The organism is Embleya sp. NPDC059213 (genome assembly GCF_042754445.1).
Taxonomy (GTDB): domain Bacteria; phylum Actinomycetota; class Actinomycetes; order Streptomycetales; family Streptomycetaceae; genus Embleya.
This window is the reverse complement of sequence record NZ_JBHZAV010000239.1, coordinates 1-12652: the sequence shown is the minus strand read 5'-3', so window position 1 is coordinate 12652 and position 12652 is coordinate 1. Positions and strand designations below refer to the sequence as shown.

Genomic DNA, 12652 nt, shown 5'->3' with positions numbered 1-12652 from the left:
CCCCGTACGGGTAGCCGTGTTCCCCGGGCGCGGGGGGGCCCTGCACTGGGTGGGTCCCGCCGGCCCTCGGACCGCGCGCGGCTCCCATCCCTTCGCCCGCTTCGTGTTGGTGCGCCTGTCCGTCGGACTGCTGCTGTGCCTGGGCATCACCATCCTGGCCTTCGTGCTCACCCACTCCGTGCCCGGTGACCCGGTCGCCGCCAACCTCGGCGACCGCGCCCAGAACGACCCGGCCGCGGTCGCCGCGTTCAAGAAGAAGAACGGACTCGACGAGTCCCTGCCCTCGCAGTACGGCACCTACCTGAACAACCTGCTGCACGGCGACATGGGCACCTCCCAGCAGACCCACCGACCGGTCTGGGACGACCTCGCCGACCGGGTCCCGGCCAGCCTCGAACTGGCCCTGGTGGCCATCGTGTTGGCACTGGTGATCGGCGTCGGACTGGGCATCGTGGCGGCGGTCACCCGCAACCGCTGGCCGGACCGGATCATTCGCGTGGTCAGCCTCGCGGGCGTGTCCATGCCGGTGTTCTGGCTCGCCCAGGTCGCCTTCTACCTCTTCTCCTTCAAACTCGGCTGGATCCAGGCCGGTGGACGACTGTCACCCGGCGCGATCCCACCCCAGGACATCACCGGCCTGTACACGCTCGACTCGCTGCTCACCGGCGATCTCGGCACCTTCGGCGAGGCATTCTCCCGCCTGGTCCTGCCCGCGTGTGTGCTGGCCGCGTTCAACATCGGCGTGCTCACCCGCTTCACCCGCGCCGCCGTCCTGGAAGCCCTCGGCAACGACTACGTGCGTGCCGCGCGAGCCAAGGGCCTGCCCGAGTTCACCGTGGTCCGTCGGCACGTGCTGCGACCCGCACTCACCTCGATCCTGACCGTCGCCGGGCTCACCTTCGGTGGCATGCTCGCCGGCACCGTCCTGGTCGAGAACGTGCTGTCCTGGCCGGGCCTGGGCCAGTACGCGTACAAGAGCGCACTGAACCTGGACCTGCCGTCCATCATGGGCGTCTGCCTGTTCGTCGCGGTCGTGTACGTCGTGATCAACCTCCTCGTGGACCTGCTCTACGGGGTCATCGACCCGAGGATTCGCCTCTCGTGAACGCCACGCGCCTCTTCCTCGGCGATCGGCTCGGAGCCGACCGCACCGGCACGGACGACCCGGCCCCGCGGCGCAAGCGCCGTCCCGGCAAGTCGCCGTGGCGCAGCCCCCTGGCCATCACCGGCATCGTGATCATCGGCGTCTTCCTGATCGCCGCGGTCCTCGCGTCGGTGATCTCGCCGGAGGATCCGCTCGCCCAGAAATGGCCGAAGTACCAGTCGCCGTCCGGCGAACACTGGTTCGGTACCGACCAACTCGGTCGCGACATCCTCTCCCGGGTCATCCACGGCACCCGCATCTCGCTCCCGCTCGCCCTGCTGCTGGTCGTGCTCGCCATGGTCATCGGCACCGTGCTGGGCGCGGTCGCCGGCTACTTCGGCGGCTGGATCGACATGGTCGTGATGCGCTGCGCCGACCTGGTGCTCGCCTTCCCGGCGATCATCCTGGCGATGGCCGTGGTGGCGGCACTGGGCCCGAACCTGACCAACGCCGTGCTGGCGGTGGTGATCGTCAGTTGGCCCACCTACGCCCGCGTGGTGCGCGGACTGGTGCTGACGCTGCGCCAGTCCGACTTCGTCCAGGCCGATCGGCTGCTCGGCGCCTCCGGGTGGCGGGTGCTGGCCGTGGACCTGCGGCCCAACCTGGCCGGCCCGGTGGCCGTGCTGGCCGCGCTCGACCTGGGCAACGCCGTACTGCTGCTGTCCGGACTGTCCTTCCTGGGCCTGGGCGCACAACCGCCCGCGGCCGAGTGGGGTGCGATGGTCAACGCGGGCTCGGCGAACTTCGACGCGTGGTGGGTCGCGGTCTTCCCCGGCGCGGCCATCCTGCTCTCGGTGCTCGCCTTCAACTTCCTGGGCGACACCCTGCGCGACGCGCTCGACCCGCGTACGGCACGGGCGATCCGAAAGTGACGGACATGAACGACACCCCGACCCCGCCGGTGGTCGACGCCGAGGAGCCGCTGCTGGCGATCCGCGACCTCGTCGTCGAACTGCCCGGACCCGACGGCGAACCGCTGCGCGCCATCGACGGCGTCGACCTGACCGTGGGCCGCGGCGAGATCGTCGGCCTGGCCGGCGAGAGCGGCTCCGGCAAGACGATGACCGCACTCGCGCTGCTCGGGCTGCTGCCCCAGGGCGGCAGCGCGCGCGGGCAGATGCTCGTCGAAGGCCAGGACGTGCTGACCATGACCCCGCGTCAGGTCCGCGACCTGCGCGGCAATCGGGTCGCGATGGTCTTCCAGGACCCGATGACCTCGCTGCACCCGATGCTGAGCATCGGCAAACAGCTCACCGAACACTTGCGCCACCACAAGAAGTTGGACAAGCGCGCGGCCAACGCCCGGGCGGTGGAACTGCTCGCCACGGTGCGCATCCCCGACCCCGAGCGGGCGCTGCGCCGCTACCCGCACCAATTCTCCGGCGGCATGCGTCAACGCATCGCCATCGCCATCGCGTTGGCCTGCGACCCGGCGCTGTTGCTCGCCGACGAGCCCACCACCGCGCTGGACGTCACCGTGCAGGCCGGCATCCTGCGCCTGCTGGACCGACTGCGCCGGGAGAACGGCCTGTCGGTGCTGATCATCACGCACGACCTGGGGGTGATGTCCGCGCTCGCGGACCGGGTGAGCGTGATGTACGCGGGCCGGATCGTGGAGAGCGGGCCGCGCGCGGACGTGCTGCGCGAACCCCGCCACCCCTACACCCGCGGCCTGCTCGACGCGCTGCCGCACCCCGACGGGGGCACCGCGGCGCTGGTGCCGATCGTGGGCACGCCGCCCAAGCTGGGCCAGGCGCCCGCCGGTTGCGCGTTCCACCCGCGCTGCCCGCACGCGCAGCCGAGTTGCCGGGAGGAGCGCCCGCGCCTGCTGGCGCTGACGCCCACCCACACCGGGGCCTGTCCGATCGATCCGCTCGCCGTCGCCGCTTCGAAGGTGGATAGCCGATGACCCTGTCCTCCCTCACCTCCACCGTCGCCGTCACCGCGAAGGACCCCGGGTTGCGGCTGCGCGACCTGTCCGTGGCGTACCGCACGCCGGGTCGGCCCACCGTGCGCGCCGTGGCCGGCGTGGATCTGACCGTGGCGCCCGGCCAAGTGGTCGGCCTGGTCGGCGAGTCCGGGTGCGGCAAGTCGACCCTGGGCAAGGCCGCGGTCGGACTGCTCAAGCCGGCCGCCGGCACGGTCGAGTTCGACGGACACCCGGTCGTCCCGCTCGGGCTGCGCTCGCGGCCGGTGACCCAACGCGGCCTCCAGATGGTCTTCCAGGATCCGTACGCGTCGCTGAACCCGCGCCGCCGGGTCGGCGAACAGATCTCCGACGCCGTGGTCCTGGCCGGCGGCACCCGCGAACGCGGCCGCGGCGTGGCCCGCGAACTGCTCGAACGGGTGGGCCTGCCCGCCGAGTTCGTCGATCGTTTCCCGCACGAGTTCTCCGGCGGCCAGCGCCAACGCATCGCCATCGCCCGGGTGCTCGCCGCCGAGCCCACCTGCATCGTCGCGGACGAGCCGATCGCCGCGCTGGACGCCTCGGCGCAGGCGTCGGTGGCCAACCTGCTGCTCGAACTGGCCCGCGAGCGCAACGTGGGCCTGCTGTTCATCTCGCACGACCTGTCCATCGTGCGACAGATCGCCGACACCGTGGCGGTGATGTACCTGGGCACCGTGGTGGAGAGCGGCCCCACCGACCAGGTCTGGGCCGAGCCGCGCCACCCGTACAGCAGGGCGCTGATCGCGGCGGTGCCGCGCGCCGACGGCAGCGGCGAGTTGCCCGTCGACCTGCCCGGCGACGTGCCGGACCCGGCCTTCCCGCCCGCCGGTTGCCGCTTCCACCCCCGGTGCCCGATCGCCGTCGACGCGTGCGCGCTCGACGAACCCGCACTGGTCGAGTTCCTTCCGCGCCGGCGCGCCGCGTGCACCGTGCTCGCGCCGACCCTCACGAAAGTCGGGTGACCGCACTCATGTGGCTGACCAACTGTCATGTCGTCGACGTCGTCACGGGTGAACTGCTGCGCGACCGCAGTGTGCGGGTCGAGGGTTCGACCATCGCCGAGGTGCGCGGCGCGTTGCCGCCCAACGCTGACGCGCACGATCTGGGCGGCCGATACCTGCTGCCGGGGCTGATCTCCTGCCACTCGCACCTGTCGGTGGTCTTTCCCTTCTCCGACACGCGTGAGGACGAATCGCCGGGCCTGACCGCGTTCCGCGCCGCCCAACGCGCGCACGACGCGCTGCGGGCCGGCATCACCACGCTGCGCTGCGTGCACGAGCAGAACCAGATCGACCTGGTGCTGCGTGACGCGCAAAAGCGCGGCTGGATCCAGGCCCCGCGGATCTTCGGCGCCGGCCGCGCGCTGTCCACCCCGCACGGACACGGCGAGGGCGCGGACTGCTCCTACGCGAGCGGCCCGGACGGCTTCTACCGCGCCGCGCTGGGCGAACTGGCCGCCGGCGCCGACCACCTGAAGATCTTCATCAACTCCGGCCTGGCCCGCGAGGGCGAGGACTTCGAGCACGCGGAGATGACCGACGAGGAGATCGCCGCCACGGTCAAGGCCGCCCACGAACACGACGCGTACGTGGTCGCGCACTCCGGCGAGTCCGCCGCGATCCGGGCCGCGCTGGCCCAGGGCGTGCGCTCGTTCGAACACGCGTATGCGCTCGACGAGGACACCGCGCGCCTGCTCGCCGACCGACGCGCGTTCGTGACCCCCACGCTGTGCGTGACCAACTCGCTCGGCTGGATGCGGGAGAACCGCTTCGAGGAGGCGTCGATCGCCAACGCGCAGAACGCGATCGAACCGCACCAGGAGAGCTTCCGGCGGGCGGTCGCCGCCGGCGTGCAACTGGTCAACGGCACCGACATCCCGCCCGCCGACCTGGTCGAGGGCGTGCCCGCGGCGGTGTACGAGATGTATCTGATGGCCCGCGGCGGCCTGGACAACCTGCGCGTGCTCCAGTCGGTATCGACCACCGCGGCCCGCCTGGTGCAGGCCGAGGACCGGCTGGGACAGGTCGCACCCGGGTTCACCGCCGACCTGATCGCGGTCGACGGCGACCCGCTGCACGACATCTCGGCGCTGGGCCGCCTGTCGTTCGTCATGCAGGGGGGCCGGATCGTCCGCGAGGACCTGGCCGCCTGAACCGTTCGCGGCCGCATCCCGGCGGGTGCACCTCGCCGGCCCCCGCCCGGGAGTCGCCGCGCCCCGACCCACCCCCGACGTAAGGACCTTCGTGCCATGACCGACGCCGCCGCACGCGACACCCACCGACCCGCCGGGTCGGCCGAGGACCGCGCCGCCGTCTGGAGCGCCCTGCTCGACATCTACGCCGGCTTCACGGCCGGCGACCGCGCGCGCATCGACAGCCGCATCCACCCCGAGGCCACCATCTGGGACTCGGCCGCGCCGGAACTCCTGTTCGGCCGGGCCGACCTGGACCGGATCCGCGCGGCCCGACCGGTGGGCCCGGACGCGCCGGTGGTCACCGGGATCCACGCGAGCGACGAGGTGATCGACGTCTGGGACGACACCGCGCTGGCCCGCTACACGCTGCGGGTCGACTTCGCCCCGGGCGCCGACGGCTCGACCCCGGCCTCCGAACACATCCGCAACACGGCGGTGGCCCGCCGCTTCGCGCAGGGCTGGCTGGTGGTGCACAACCACGAGGACCTGCTGGCGTGATCGGTGCGGCGCCGGGGTCGCGCCGGGCCCGGTCCGGGACGGGGCGCCGATGCCGAAGTGCCGTCGGGAGCCGATCGGGTGCCCGGACGCCCGCTCGCCGGACCCCGCGCGCGGAACCGCGCCCGTGTCCGGACGCGGGGGAGTGCGCTCCGCCACGCGAAGGAGCGACCGGAACCGACACCGCAGGTGGGGAGGGTGTCGGCCGGCCGCGTCCGACCGGCGCAACGCCCCGGCGGTCGGCTCACGCCCGGTCGGCGGCGGCGATCAGCGCGGGCAGCAGGCCCGGGAAGGATTCGTCGAACTCCTCGCGGCGCAGCGCGTTCATCCGGGAGGTGCCCACGTAGTACTGGCGGATGAGGCCGGCCTCGCGCAGCACGTGGAAGTGGTGGGTGGCGGTGGATTTGCTGACGGGCAGCTCGATCGTGCCGCAGCTCAACGCCTTTGACGCGGCGTAGAGCTCGCCGACGATCAGTCGGCGCACCGGGTCGACGAGGGCTTCGAGGACCTGTTGCAGGCCGATCGTGTCGATGTCCGGGTGGGGTGGGACGCGTTCGCGTCCGCCGTGCTGGGTGCTCGCCATCGATCTGATACCTCCTGGCCGAATGGTACGACACTCATCAAAGTGCGATGACCATCGAAGTTTGACACTCACCGAACTTTTCGCTTGGGTGAGGCACGTCGACACGCTCCCGTGTCGGCGGCGCCCGGAAGGAACGATGCGTGATGGTCAGGACAGTGCGCTTCCACGAACTCGGCGGGCCGGACGTGCTGCGCCTGGAGGACGCCGAACTCGGCGTACCCGGTCCCGGCGAACTGGCGATCCGGGTGGACGCGATCGGCATCAACCGGGCCGAGGCGCTGTTCCGCAGCGGCAACTACATCCAGGACGTCCGGGAGTTCCCCGCCCGGCTCGGCCTGGAGGCCGCCGGCGTGGTCGAGGCGGTCGGTGCCGGGGTCGCCGGGTTCGAGGTCGGCCGGCCGATCAGCGTGGTGCCCGCGTTCTCGATGAACGACTACGGCGTCTACGCCGAACGCGCGATCGTGCCCGCGTCGGCCGTGCTGCACCGGCCCGACTCGCTGGACGCGGTCGCCGGTGCGGCGGTGTGGATGCCGTACCTGACCGCCTACGGCGCGCTGGTCGAGATCGGCGGGCTGGGCGCCGGCGACACCGTCGTGCTGACCGCCGCCTCCAGCAGCGTGGGCCTGGCCGCGATCCGCACGGCGCTCCGGGTCGGCGCGGTGCCGATCGCCACCACCCGCACCCGGGCCAAGGCGGACCGGCTGCGTGCGGCCGGCGCCGCCGAGGTGATCGTCACCGATGAGGAGGACGTCGTGGAGCGGGTGCGTGCCTTCACCGGAGGCCGCGGCGCCGAATTCGTGTTCGACGCCGTCGCCGGCTCCGGCGTGGTGGACCTGGCCCGGGTGGTCGCCCCCGGCGGCACGCTGCTGATCTACGGCGCGCTGAGCGGCGAGGCGACCCCCTATCCGGGAATCGACCTGGGCATGCCCGCGCTGAACATGCGCAGCCATACCGCCTTGGAGACCACCACCGACCCGGAACGGCTGCGCCGGGCCGAGGCGTTCGTCGCCTCCGGGCTGCGTACCGGTGCCTTTGCGCCGACCGTGGACCGCACCTTCGATCTGGAGCGCATCGTCGACGCACACCGCTACCTGGAGGCGGGCGCCCAGGTCGGCAAGATCGTGGTCACCGTCGAGCACTGAGGCCGGGTGGGCTCAGGACCCCGCGAGCGGGCGGCGCGGCGAGGAGCCGGGGCCGCCGGGTGTGGATCCGCGCAACACGACGTCGGGGGCGTGGCCCAGGGTGAGGGCCATCCGGACGTCGTCGAAGCGTTCGTTGTCGACCTCGATGACGTTGGGCAACCGGCCCCACACGGTGAAGCCGAGCCGCTCGTAGAGCTCGATGGCGCCGTGGTTGTTGCCCCGCACGCCCAGGGTGAGGGTCTCGATGCCGGCTCGGTGGGCGCTGTCGATCAGGGCCGTCATCAGCAGGCGACCCAGGCCCAGGCCGCGGCTGTCGGGGTGGGCCATCACCTTCTCCACGTCGGCCGAGTGCGCGAAGACCGGCTCGGGCCGGCGTCGCCACAGGCCGGTCGCGGCGACGTCGTCGTCGACCGAGGCGACCACGAGCACGGCGTCGCCGACCCGGACGGCGGCGAGCACGTCCTCCAGCCAGGCGTCCGTGGTCGGCTTGCTCGGCGGGGACAGATAGCCGATCGCGCCACCGAGACGGGCGACGTCGTGGACGACCCGGTGGATCTCGGTGCGAAGTCGGTCGTCGGCGTCGGTGGGCCGCAACAATTCGATCTTCGGTTCCATGCCGGACATTGTCCCGGGCCGGATTTCGGCGGCGCGCACCGGCCGGCGGGGCGCCGGTCCGATCGCGCAGCCGGATCCGGTGCGGTCGGTGCGGCGAAGGCGGGGAGTACCCGCACCGGGTGCGTGGGTACGACCCGAGGGTTGCGTGTTCCGCCGATCCGACCCGCGTCCCGGTCAGGAGCCCCCATGTCCGACGTCACCACCTCCCTTCCCGACACCGATCGGCTGCGTGCGCGAGCGGACGAATGCCTGCGCCGCTGCGGTGCGGTGTCCCGGCCCGATGCCGGCGATCTGATCGTGCGTACGCCGATCACCGGCGGCGTGCTGCGCCGACTCGCCTCCGGCACGCCGGAGCAGGTCACCGAGGCGATCGGCGCCGCGCACCGCGCGTTCGGCATCTGGCGCACGACGCCCGCGCCGGTGCGCGGGGCGTTGGTCAAACGACTGGGCGAACTGCTCGCCGAGCACCACGAGGACCTGGCCGACCTGATCACCCTGGAGGCGGGCAAGATCCGGACCGAGGCGCGCGGGGAGGTGCAGGAGATGATCGACGTCTGCGACTTCGCCGTCGGGCTCTCCCGGCAGTTGTACGGACGCACCATGCCTTCGGAGCGACCCGGGCACCGCCTGTCCGAATCGTGGCACCCGCTGGGCGTGGTCGGCGTGGTCTCCGCGTTCAACTTCCCGGCGGCGGTGTGGTCGTGGAACACCGCGATCGCCCTGGTCTGCGGCGACGCCGTGGTGTGGAAGCCGTCCGAACTGACCCCGCTCACCGCGGTCGCCTGCGCCGCGCTGCTCTTCCGGGCCGCCGTCGACGTCGGCGCGCCGACCGACCTGCATCGCCTGGTGCTGGGGGATCGTGCGGTTGGCGAGGCGCTGGTCGAGGATCCGCGGGTCGCGTTGGTGAGCGCCACCGGTTCGGTGCGGATGGGCCGCGAGGTCGCGCCCCGGGTGGCCGCCCGATTCGGCCGCTGCCTGCTCGAACTCGGCGGCAACAACGCGGTGATCGTCGCGCCGTCGGCCGACCTGGATCTGGCGGTGCGCGGCATCGTCTTCGCCGCGGCCGGCACCGCCGGGCAGCGTTGCACCACGCTGCGCCGGGCGATCGTGCACGAGGACGTGGTGGACGTGCTCGTCGCGCGGCTGAGCCGGGCCTACGCCGAGCTGAGGATCGGCGATCCGTTCGCGGACGGCACGCTGGTCGGGCCGCTGATCGGCGCCGGGTCCGGGGCGGCGATGGCGGCGGCGCTGGACCGGGCGCGGGCCGACGGCGGCGACGTGGTGGTCGGCGGCGAGCGGGTGGCCCGGCCGGAGGCGCCCGACGCGGTGTACGTGCGTCCGGCCATCGTGCGGATGCCCGGGCAGACCGAGGTGGTGCGCGAGGAGACCTTCGCGCCGATCCTCTACGTGCTCACCTATCGCACGTTCGACCAGGCCATCGCCCTGAACAACGATGTGCCGCACGGGCTTTCGTCCGGCGTGTTCACCCGCGACCAACGCGAGGCCGAACGATTCCTGGCCGCGGACGGGTCGGACTGCGGCATCGCCAACGTCAACATCGGCACCTCCGGCGCCGAGATCGGCGGCGCGTTCGGCGGCGAGAAGGAGACCGGCGGCGGGCGCGAATCCGGCTCCGACGCGTGGCGGGCGTACATGCGTCGGGCGACCAACACGGTCAACTACTCGGACGAGCTGCCGCTCGCCCAGGGGGTCGACTTCGGCTGAGCCCGGGGGCCGGGCGGGCACACCGCTGTCGGCCGTGGTCAGCCGGGGCTGGAGCGGCCGTGGCGCCAGTAGCCGAAGAAGGTGATGTCCGACTTGGGGATCCTCCGCTCGTTCACCAGGTGCCGGCGCAGACCGGTCGGGAGGCCGTGCTCGCCGGCGGTCCACGTGTAGAACGGACCCGCGGGCAGGGTCGCGGACTCGACGGCGTTCAGGGCGAGCCGGCCGGGCCGGGATCCGGCCCCGTCCCGGGCCAGCCAGTGCACCCGCACGCCCGCCGGTGCCTCGACCCGCTCGCGGATGTCCGCGACCTCGGGCACTTCCAGGAAGACCTCCGCGTGCAGGGTCGCGGGGGCGTGTTCCAGGATGGACAGGATGGCCGGCAGCGCGCTCTCCTCGCCGACCAGCAGGTGCCACTCGGCATGGCTCGGTGGCAGGTACATCCGGCCCAGATCGAAGATGCCCGCCGGGTCGCCGGGTCGGGCCCGGGCCGCCCACGCCGACGCCGGTCCGGCGTCGCCGTGCAGCGCGAACTCGATGTCGATCTCGTGGCGTTCGGGCCGGAAGGCGCGGATCGTGTAGTTGCGCACCCAGGGTCGACGGGCCTTGGGCAGCAGCAGCCATTCGGCCATCCACGCGTTGTTGGACAACTTCGGCATGCGCAGCTCCTCCTGTCCCTCGCGCGGGAAGAACAGGCGTGCGCCCTGATCGAATCCGGACCCGTGTAGGTGCGCCAGTTCGGATCCGCCGAGCGTCAGGCGTACGAAGTTGGGGCTGAGGCGCGTGTTCTCACGCACCGTCAGGGATATCATCCGCCGCGTTTCCGGCAGTTGCACCTTCGGCAACATCTCTGCTTCTCGCTTTCGCCGCTCCGTCGGGGATCGGGCCGGGCGCGGCCGTCCGGGCCTCGCCCGACCCGGCGATCGGTGCCCAGGCCCAGGTCACGACCCAATTATGAGCAATTGCTCGCCTCGTGCGGTACTCGCTTTTCCGGAGCCCGCGCCGGGGCCGCCGCGGCGACCGCCGGACGACGGCGGCAACTCCGCGAGCAGCACGAACGGCCGCGCGTCGAGCCGGTCCGAGAACGCCGGCTCGGGCGGGCTGCTCACTTTCGGGCGTCCGAATTCGAGCGGCCGAATTCGAGCGGCCCGCATTAGGATCCGACGGTTGATCAACCGGTCTGCACGGCCATTGCGGAAGGACGAGAATGTTCGCGAGATCCCTGGGCGACGGAGCCGAGTTGCGGCCGCTGGAGCCGTGGCGGGCCGAGGAGTTCCTGGCTCACATGGACCGCGGCCGGGAGTTCGTCGGCCGCCACATAGGACTGGCCGACGTCACGGCCGATCTCGACTCGGCCCGGGGCTGGCTCCAGTCCTACGCCGACAAGACCGCCGTCGACGCCGGTCGGCTGTACGGCATCTGGCTCGACGGGGTCCTGGTCGGCGGGGTGCTCTTCCGGGTCTTCGACGCGGCACAGGGCAATTGCGAGGCGGGCTGCTGGCTCGAACCCGCCGCCGCGGGCCGGGGCCTGGTCACCCGGGCGGCAACGATGATCATCGACTGGGCGATCCGGGAGCGCGGGATGCACCGGGTCGAGTGGCTGGTCTCCGCCGAGAACACCCCGAGCATCAACGTGGCCAAGCGCCTCGGGATGACCCGCGAAGGTGTGCATCGGGAGAACCACCTCTACCGGGGCGTGCGGCAGAACACCGAGGTCTGGTCCGTGCTGGCCCCGGAATGGCACGCGATCCACGGCACCGGCTGACCTTCGGGTCGGGACCTGTTGCGGATTCCGCAGGCGTGGCATGGCAGCATGCATATCGACAGATCTGACGGTGCGTCACACAACTGGCGAACCGGCCGGGTCGGTGCGGAACGAACGACCGGACAGTTTCCATCGGCGCTGCGACAAAACGGGCAAAACCCGCGAGGTCGATGGCGTTCGGCGGATGGATATCATCGACACAGTGATCAAGTTACCACCGGGTACGGCGCTCGAACGCCTCGCCCGGTCGGCCGACACACGCCCCGGAAGGGACGTCCCACCGGAGGAGTCGAACGCCATGCAACTCGCAGGGATCGTGATCTCGCTGCTGATCAGCGTGATCGGGTTCGCCCTACTCGGGCGCACCGCCGCCTACATCTACTCGTTCGTCAAACTCGGGCAGCCCGCGTGGGGCCGGACCAGCGCGGCCGGCACCCGTTTGCGCACGATGCTCACCGAGACGGTCGGGCACACCCGGATGCTCCGTTGGGGCATCGTCGGCGCCGCCCACTGGTTCGTCATGGTCGGCTTCGGCGCGCTGATCCTGACCCTGGTCAACGCGTACGGACAACTCTTCTCACCGGAGTTCGCGCTGTGGGGGCTCGGGCACTGGGACGTGTTCGAGGTCTTCACCGAGTTCATGGGCCTGATGACCATCGTCGGCATCCTCGTGCTGATCGTCATCCGCCAGATCAGCCACCCGCGTCGGGCCGGGCGCAAGAGCCGATTCGCCGGATCGCGGTTCGGCCAGGCGTACTTCGTCGAGTTCGTGGTCGGCTCGGTCGGCGTGTGCATCATGCTGCTGCGCGGCCTGGAGGGCGCGCTCGCCGGAGTCGACGGGTACGAGGCCGGCTACTGGGTGAGCTACCCCCTGGTGTCCGCGTTCGGTGGGCTCTCCGACGGCTCGCTGGAAAACCTGATCTACCTCGTCGCGACGATCAAGATCGTCATCTCGATGACGTGGGCGATCACCATCGGCCTCAAGCCGAGCATGGGTGTTGCGTGGCATCGGTTCCTGGCGTTCTTCAACATCTACTTCAAGCG

The 12652-nt window shown here is 71.7% G+C and carries 12 protein-coding genes and 1 pseudogene; 10 read left to right on the top strand and 3 right to left on the bottom strand.

Annotated elements, in window-relative coordinates; all coding sequences use genetic code 11:
* The first annotated feature begins 16 nt into the window (after window positions 1-16).
* From ACFXMF_RS42990 to ACFXMF_RS42965, 6 genes are all read left to right on the top strand, one after another.
* Complete coding sequence (locus ACFXMF_RS42990; RefSeq protein WP_380021153.1) at window positions 17-1105, top strand: ABC transporter permease; 1089 nt, start codon at window positions 17-19, stop codon at window positions 1103-1105.
* On the top strand, window positions 1102-2016 hold the full coding sequence (locus tag ACFXMF_RS42985) for an ABC transporter permease (RefSeq protein ID WP_360322220.1): 915 nt from the start codon (window positions 1102-1104) through the stop codon (window positions 2014-2016). The genes ACFXMF_RS42990 and ACFXMF_RS42985 overlap by 4 nt, the downstream gene beginning before the upstream one ends.
* A 5-nt stretch (window positions 2017-2021) precedes the next feature.
* Window positions 2022-3053, top strand: a complete 1032-nt coding sequence (locus ACFXMF_RS42980; protein WP_360322223.1) for an ABC transporter ATP-binding protein — start codon at window positions 2022-2024, stop codon at window positions 3051-3053.
* The gene (locus ACFXMF_RS42975) at window positions 3050-4054 is read left to right on the top strand and encodes an ABC transporter ATP-binding protein (protein WP_360322226.1); all 1005 of its coding nucleotides are present in this window, start codon (window positions 3050-3052) and stop codon (window positions 4052-4054) included. Before ACFXMF_RS42980 ends, ACFXMF_RS42975 begins: the two co-directional genes overlap by 4 nt.
* Entirely contained in the window at window positions 4051-5244 is a 1194-nt protein-coding gene (locus ACFXMF_RS42970) for an amidohydrolase family protein (RefSeq protein WP_360322229.1), read from the top strand. Before ACFXMF_RS42975 ends, ACFXMF_RS42970 begins: the two co-directional genes overlap by 4 nt.
* Before the next feature lie 96 nt (window positions 5245-5340).
* Window positions 5341-5784: a DUF4440 domain-containing protein gene (locus tag ACFXMF_RS42965; protein ID WP_360322232.1), complete on the top strand. Its 444-nt coding sequence runs from the start codon at window positions 5341-5343 to the stop codon at window positions 5782-5784.
* A gap of 241 nt (window positions 5785-6025) precedes the next feature.
* Here the strand turns inward: ACFXMF_RS42965 and ACFXMF_RS42960 are convergent, their stop codons facing one another.
* Window positions 6026-6364, bottom strand: coding sequence for a helix-turn-helix domain-containing protein (locus ACFXMF_RS42960; RefSeq protein ID WP_360322235.1), 339 nt, complete (start codon window positions 6362-6364; stop codon window positions 6026-6028).
* Window positions 6365-6507: 143 nt separating this feature from the next.
* On the opposite strand from ACFXMF_RS42960, the gene ACFXMF_RS42955 reads away from it, so the two are divergent.
* On the top strand, window positions 6508-7506 hold the full coding sequence (locus ACFXMF_RS42955; protein WP_379991623.1) for a zinc-dependent alcohol dehydrogenase family protein: 999 nt from the start codon (window positions 6508-6510) through the stop codon (window positions 7504-7506).
* A 12-nt stretch (window positions 7507-7518) separates the two neighbouring features.
* Here ACFXMF_RS42955 and ACFXMF_RS42950 read toward each other — a convergent pair whose 3' ends face one another.
* Window positions 7519-8121 (bottom strand): GNAT family N-acetyltransferase, encoded by a 603-nt coding sequence (locus ACFXMF_RS42950; RefSeq protein WP_360322241.1) that lies wholly within the window; start codon window positions 8119-8121, stop codon window positions 7519-7521.
* A gap of 186 nt (window positions 8122-8307) precedes the next feature.
* On the opposite strand from ACFXMF_RS42950, the gene ACFXMF_RS42945 reads away from it, so the two are divergent.
* Window positions 8308-9846: an aldehyde dehydrogenase family protein gene (locus ACFXMF_RS42945; RefSeq protein ID WP_360322244.1), complete on the top strand. Its 1539-nt coding sequence runs from the start codon at window positions 8308-8310 to the stop codon at window positions 9844-9846.
* A 38-nt stretch (window positions 9847-9884) separates the two neighbouring features.
* Here ACFXMF_RS42945 and ACFXMF_RS42940 read toward each other — a convergent pair whose 3' ends face one another.
* Window positions 9885-10691 (bottom strand): siderophore-interacting protein, encoded by an 807-nt coding sequence (locus ACFXMF_RS42940; protein WP_360322247.1) that lies wholly within the window; start codon window positions 10689-10691, stop codon window positions 9885-9887.
* 359 nt (window positions 10692-11050) lie between these two features.
* Between ACFXMF_RS42940 and ACFXMF_RS42935 the strand changes: the two genes are divergently transcribed.
* Window positions 11051-11608, top strand: coding sequence for a GNAT family protein (locus tag ACFXMF_RS42935; RefSeq protein WP_360322250.1), 558 nt, complete (start codon window positions 11051-11053; stop codon window positions 11606-11608).
* Between the two features lie 298 nt (window positions 11609-11906).
* Window positions 11907-12652: pseudogene (locus ACFXMF_RS42930) on the top strand (Fe-S oxidoreductase); the annotation flags it as partial.

Bases quoted from the DNA above. Each gene is read 5' to 3' on its own strand.
- ACFXMF_RS42965 (WP_360322232.1), top strand. From the start codon at position 5,341: ATGACCGACGCCGCCGCACGCGACACCCACCGACCCGCCGGGTCGGCC.
- ACFXMF_RS42960 (WP_360322235.1), bottom strand. From the start codon at position 6,364: ATGGCGAGCACCCAGCACGGCGGACGCGAACGCGTCCCACCCCACCCG.
- ACFXMF_RS42940 (WP_360322247.1), bottom strand. From the start codon at position 10,691: ATGTTGCCGAAGGTGCAACTGCCGGAAACGCGGCGGATGATATCCCTG.
- ACFXMF_RS42975 (WP_360322226.1), top strand. From the start codon at position 3,050: ATGACCCTGTCCTCCCTCACCTCCACCGTCGCCGTCACCGCGAAGGAC.
- ACFXMF_RS42950 (WP_360322241.1), bottom strand. From the start codon at position 8,121: ATGGAACCGAAGATCGAATTGTTGCGGCCCACCGACGCCGACGACCGA.
- ACFXMF_RS42935 (WP_360322250.1), top strand. From the start codon at position 11,051: ATGTTCGCGAGATCCCTGGGCGACGGAGCCGAGTTGCGGCCGCTGGAG.
- ACFXMF_RS42945 (WP_360322244.1), top strand. From the start codon at position 8,308: ATGTCCGACGTCACCACCTCCCTTCCCGACACCGATCGGCTGCGTGCG.
- ACFXMF_RS42955 (WP_379991623.1), top strand. From the start codon at position 6,508: ATGGTCAGGACAGTGCGCTTCCACGAACTCGGCGGGCCGGACGTGCTG.
- ACFXMF_RS42980 (WP_360322223.1), top strand. From the start codon at position 2,022: ATGAACGACACCCCGACCCCGCCGGTGGTCGACGCCGAGGAGCCGCTG.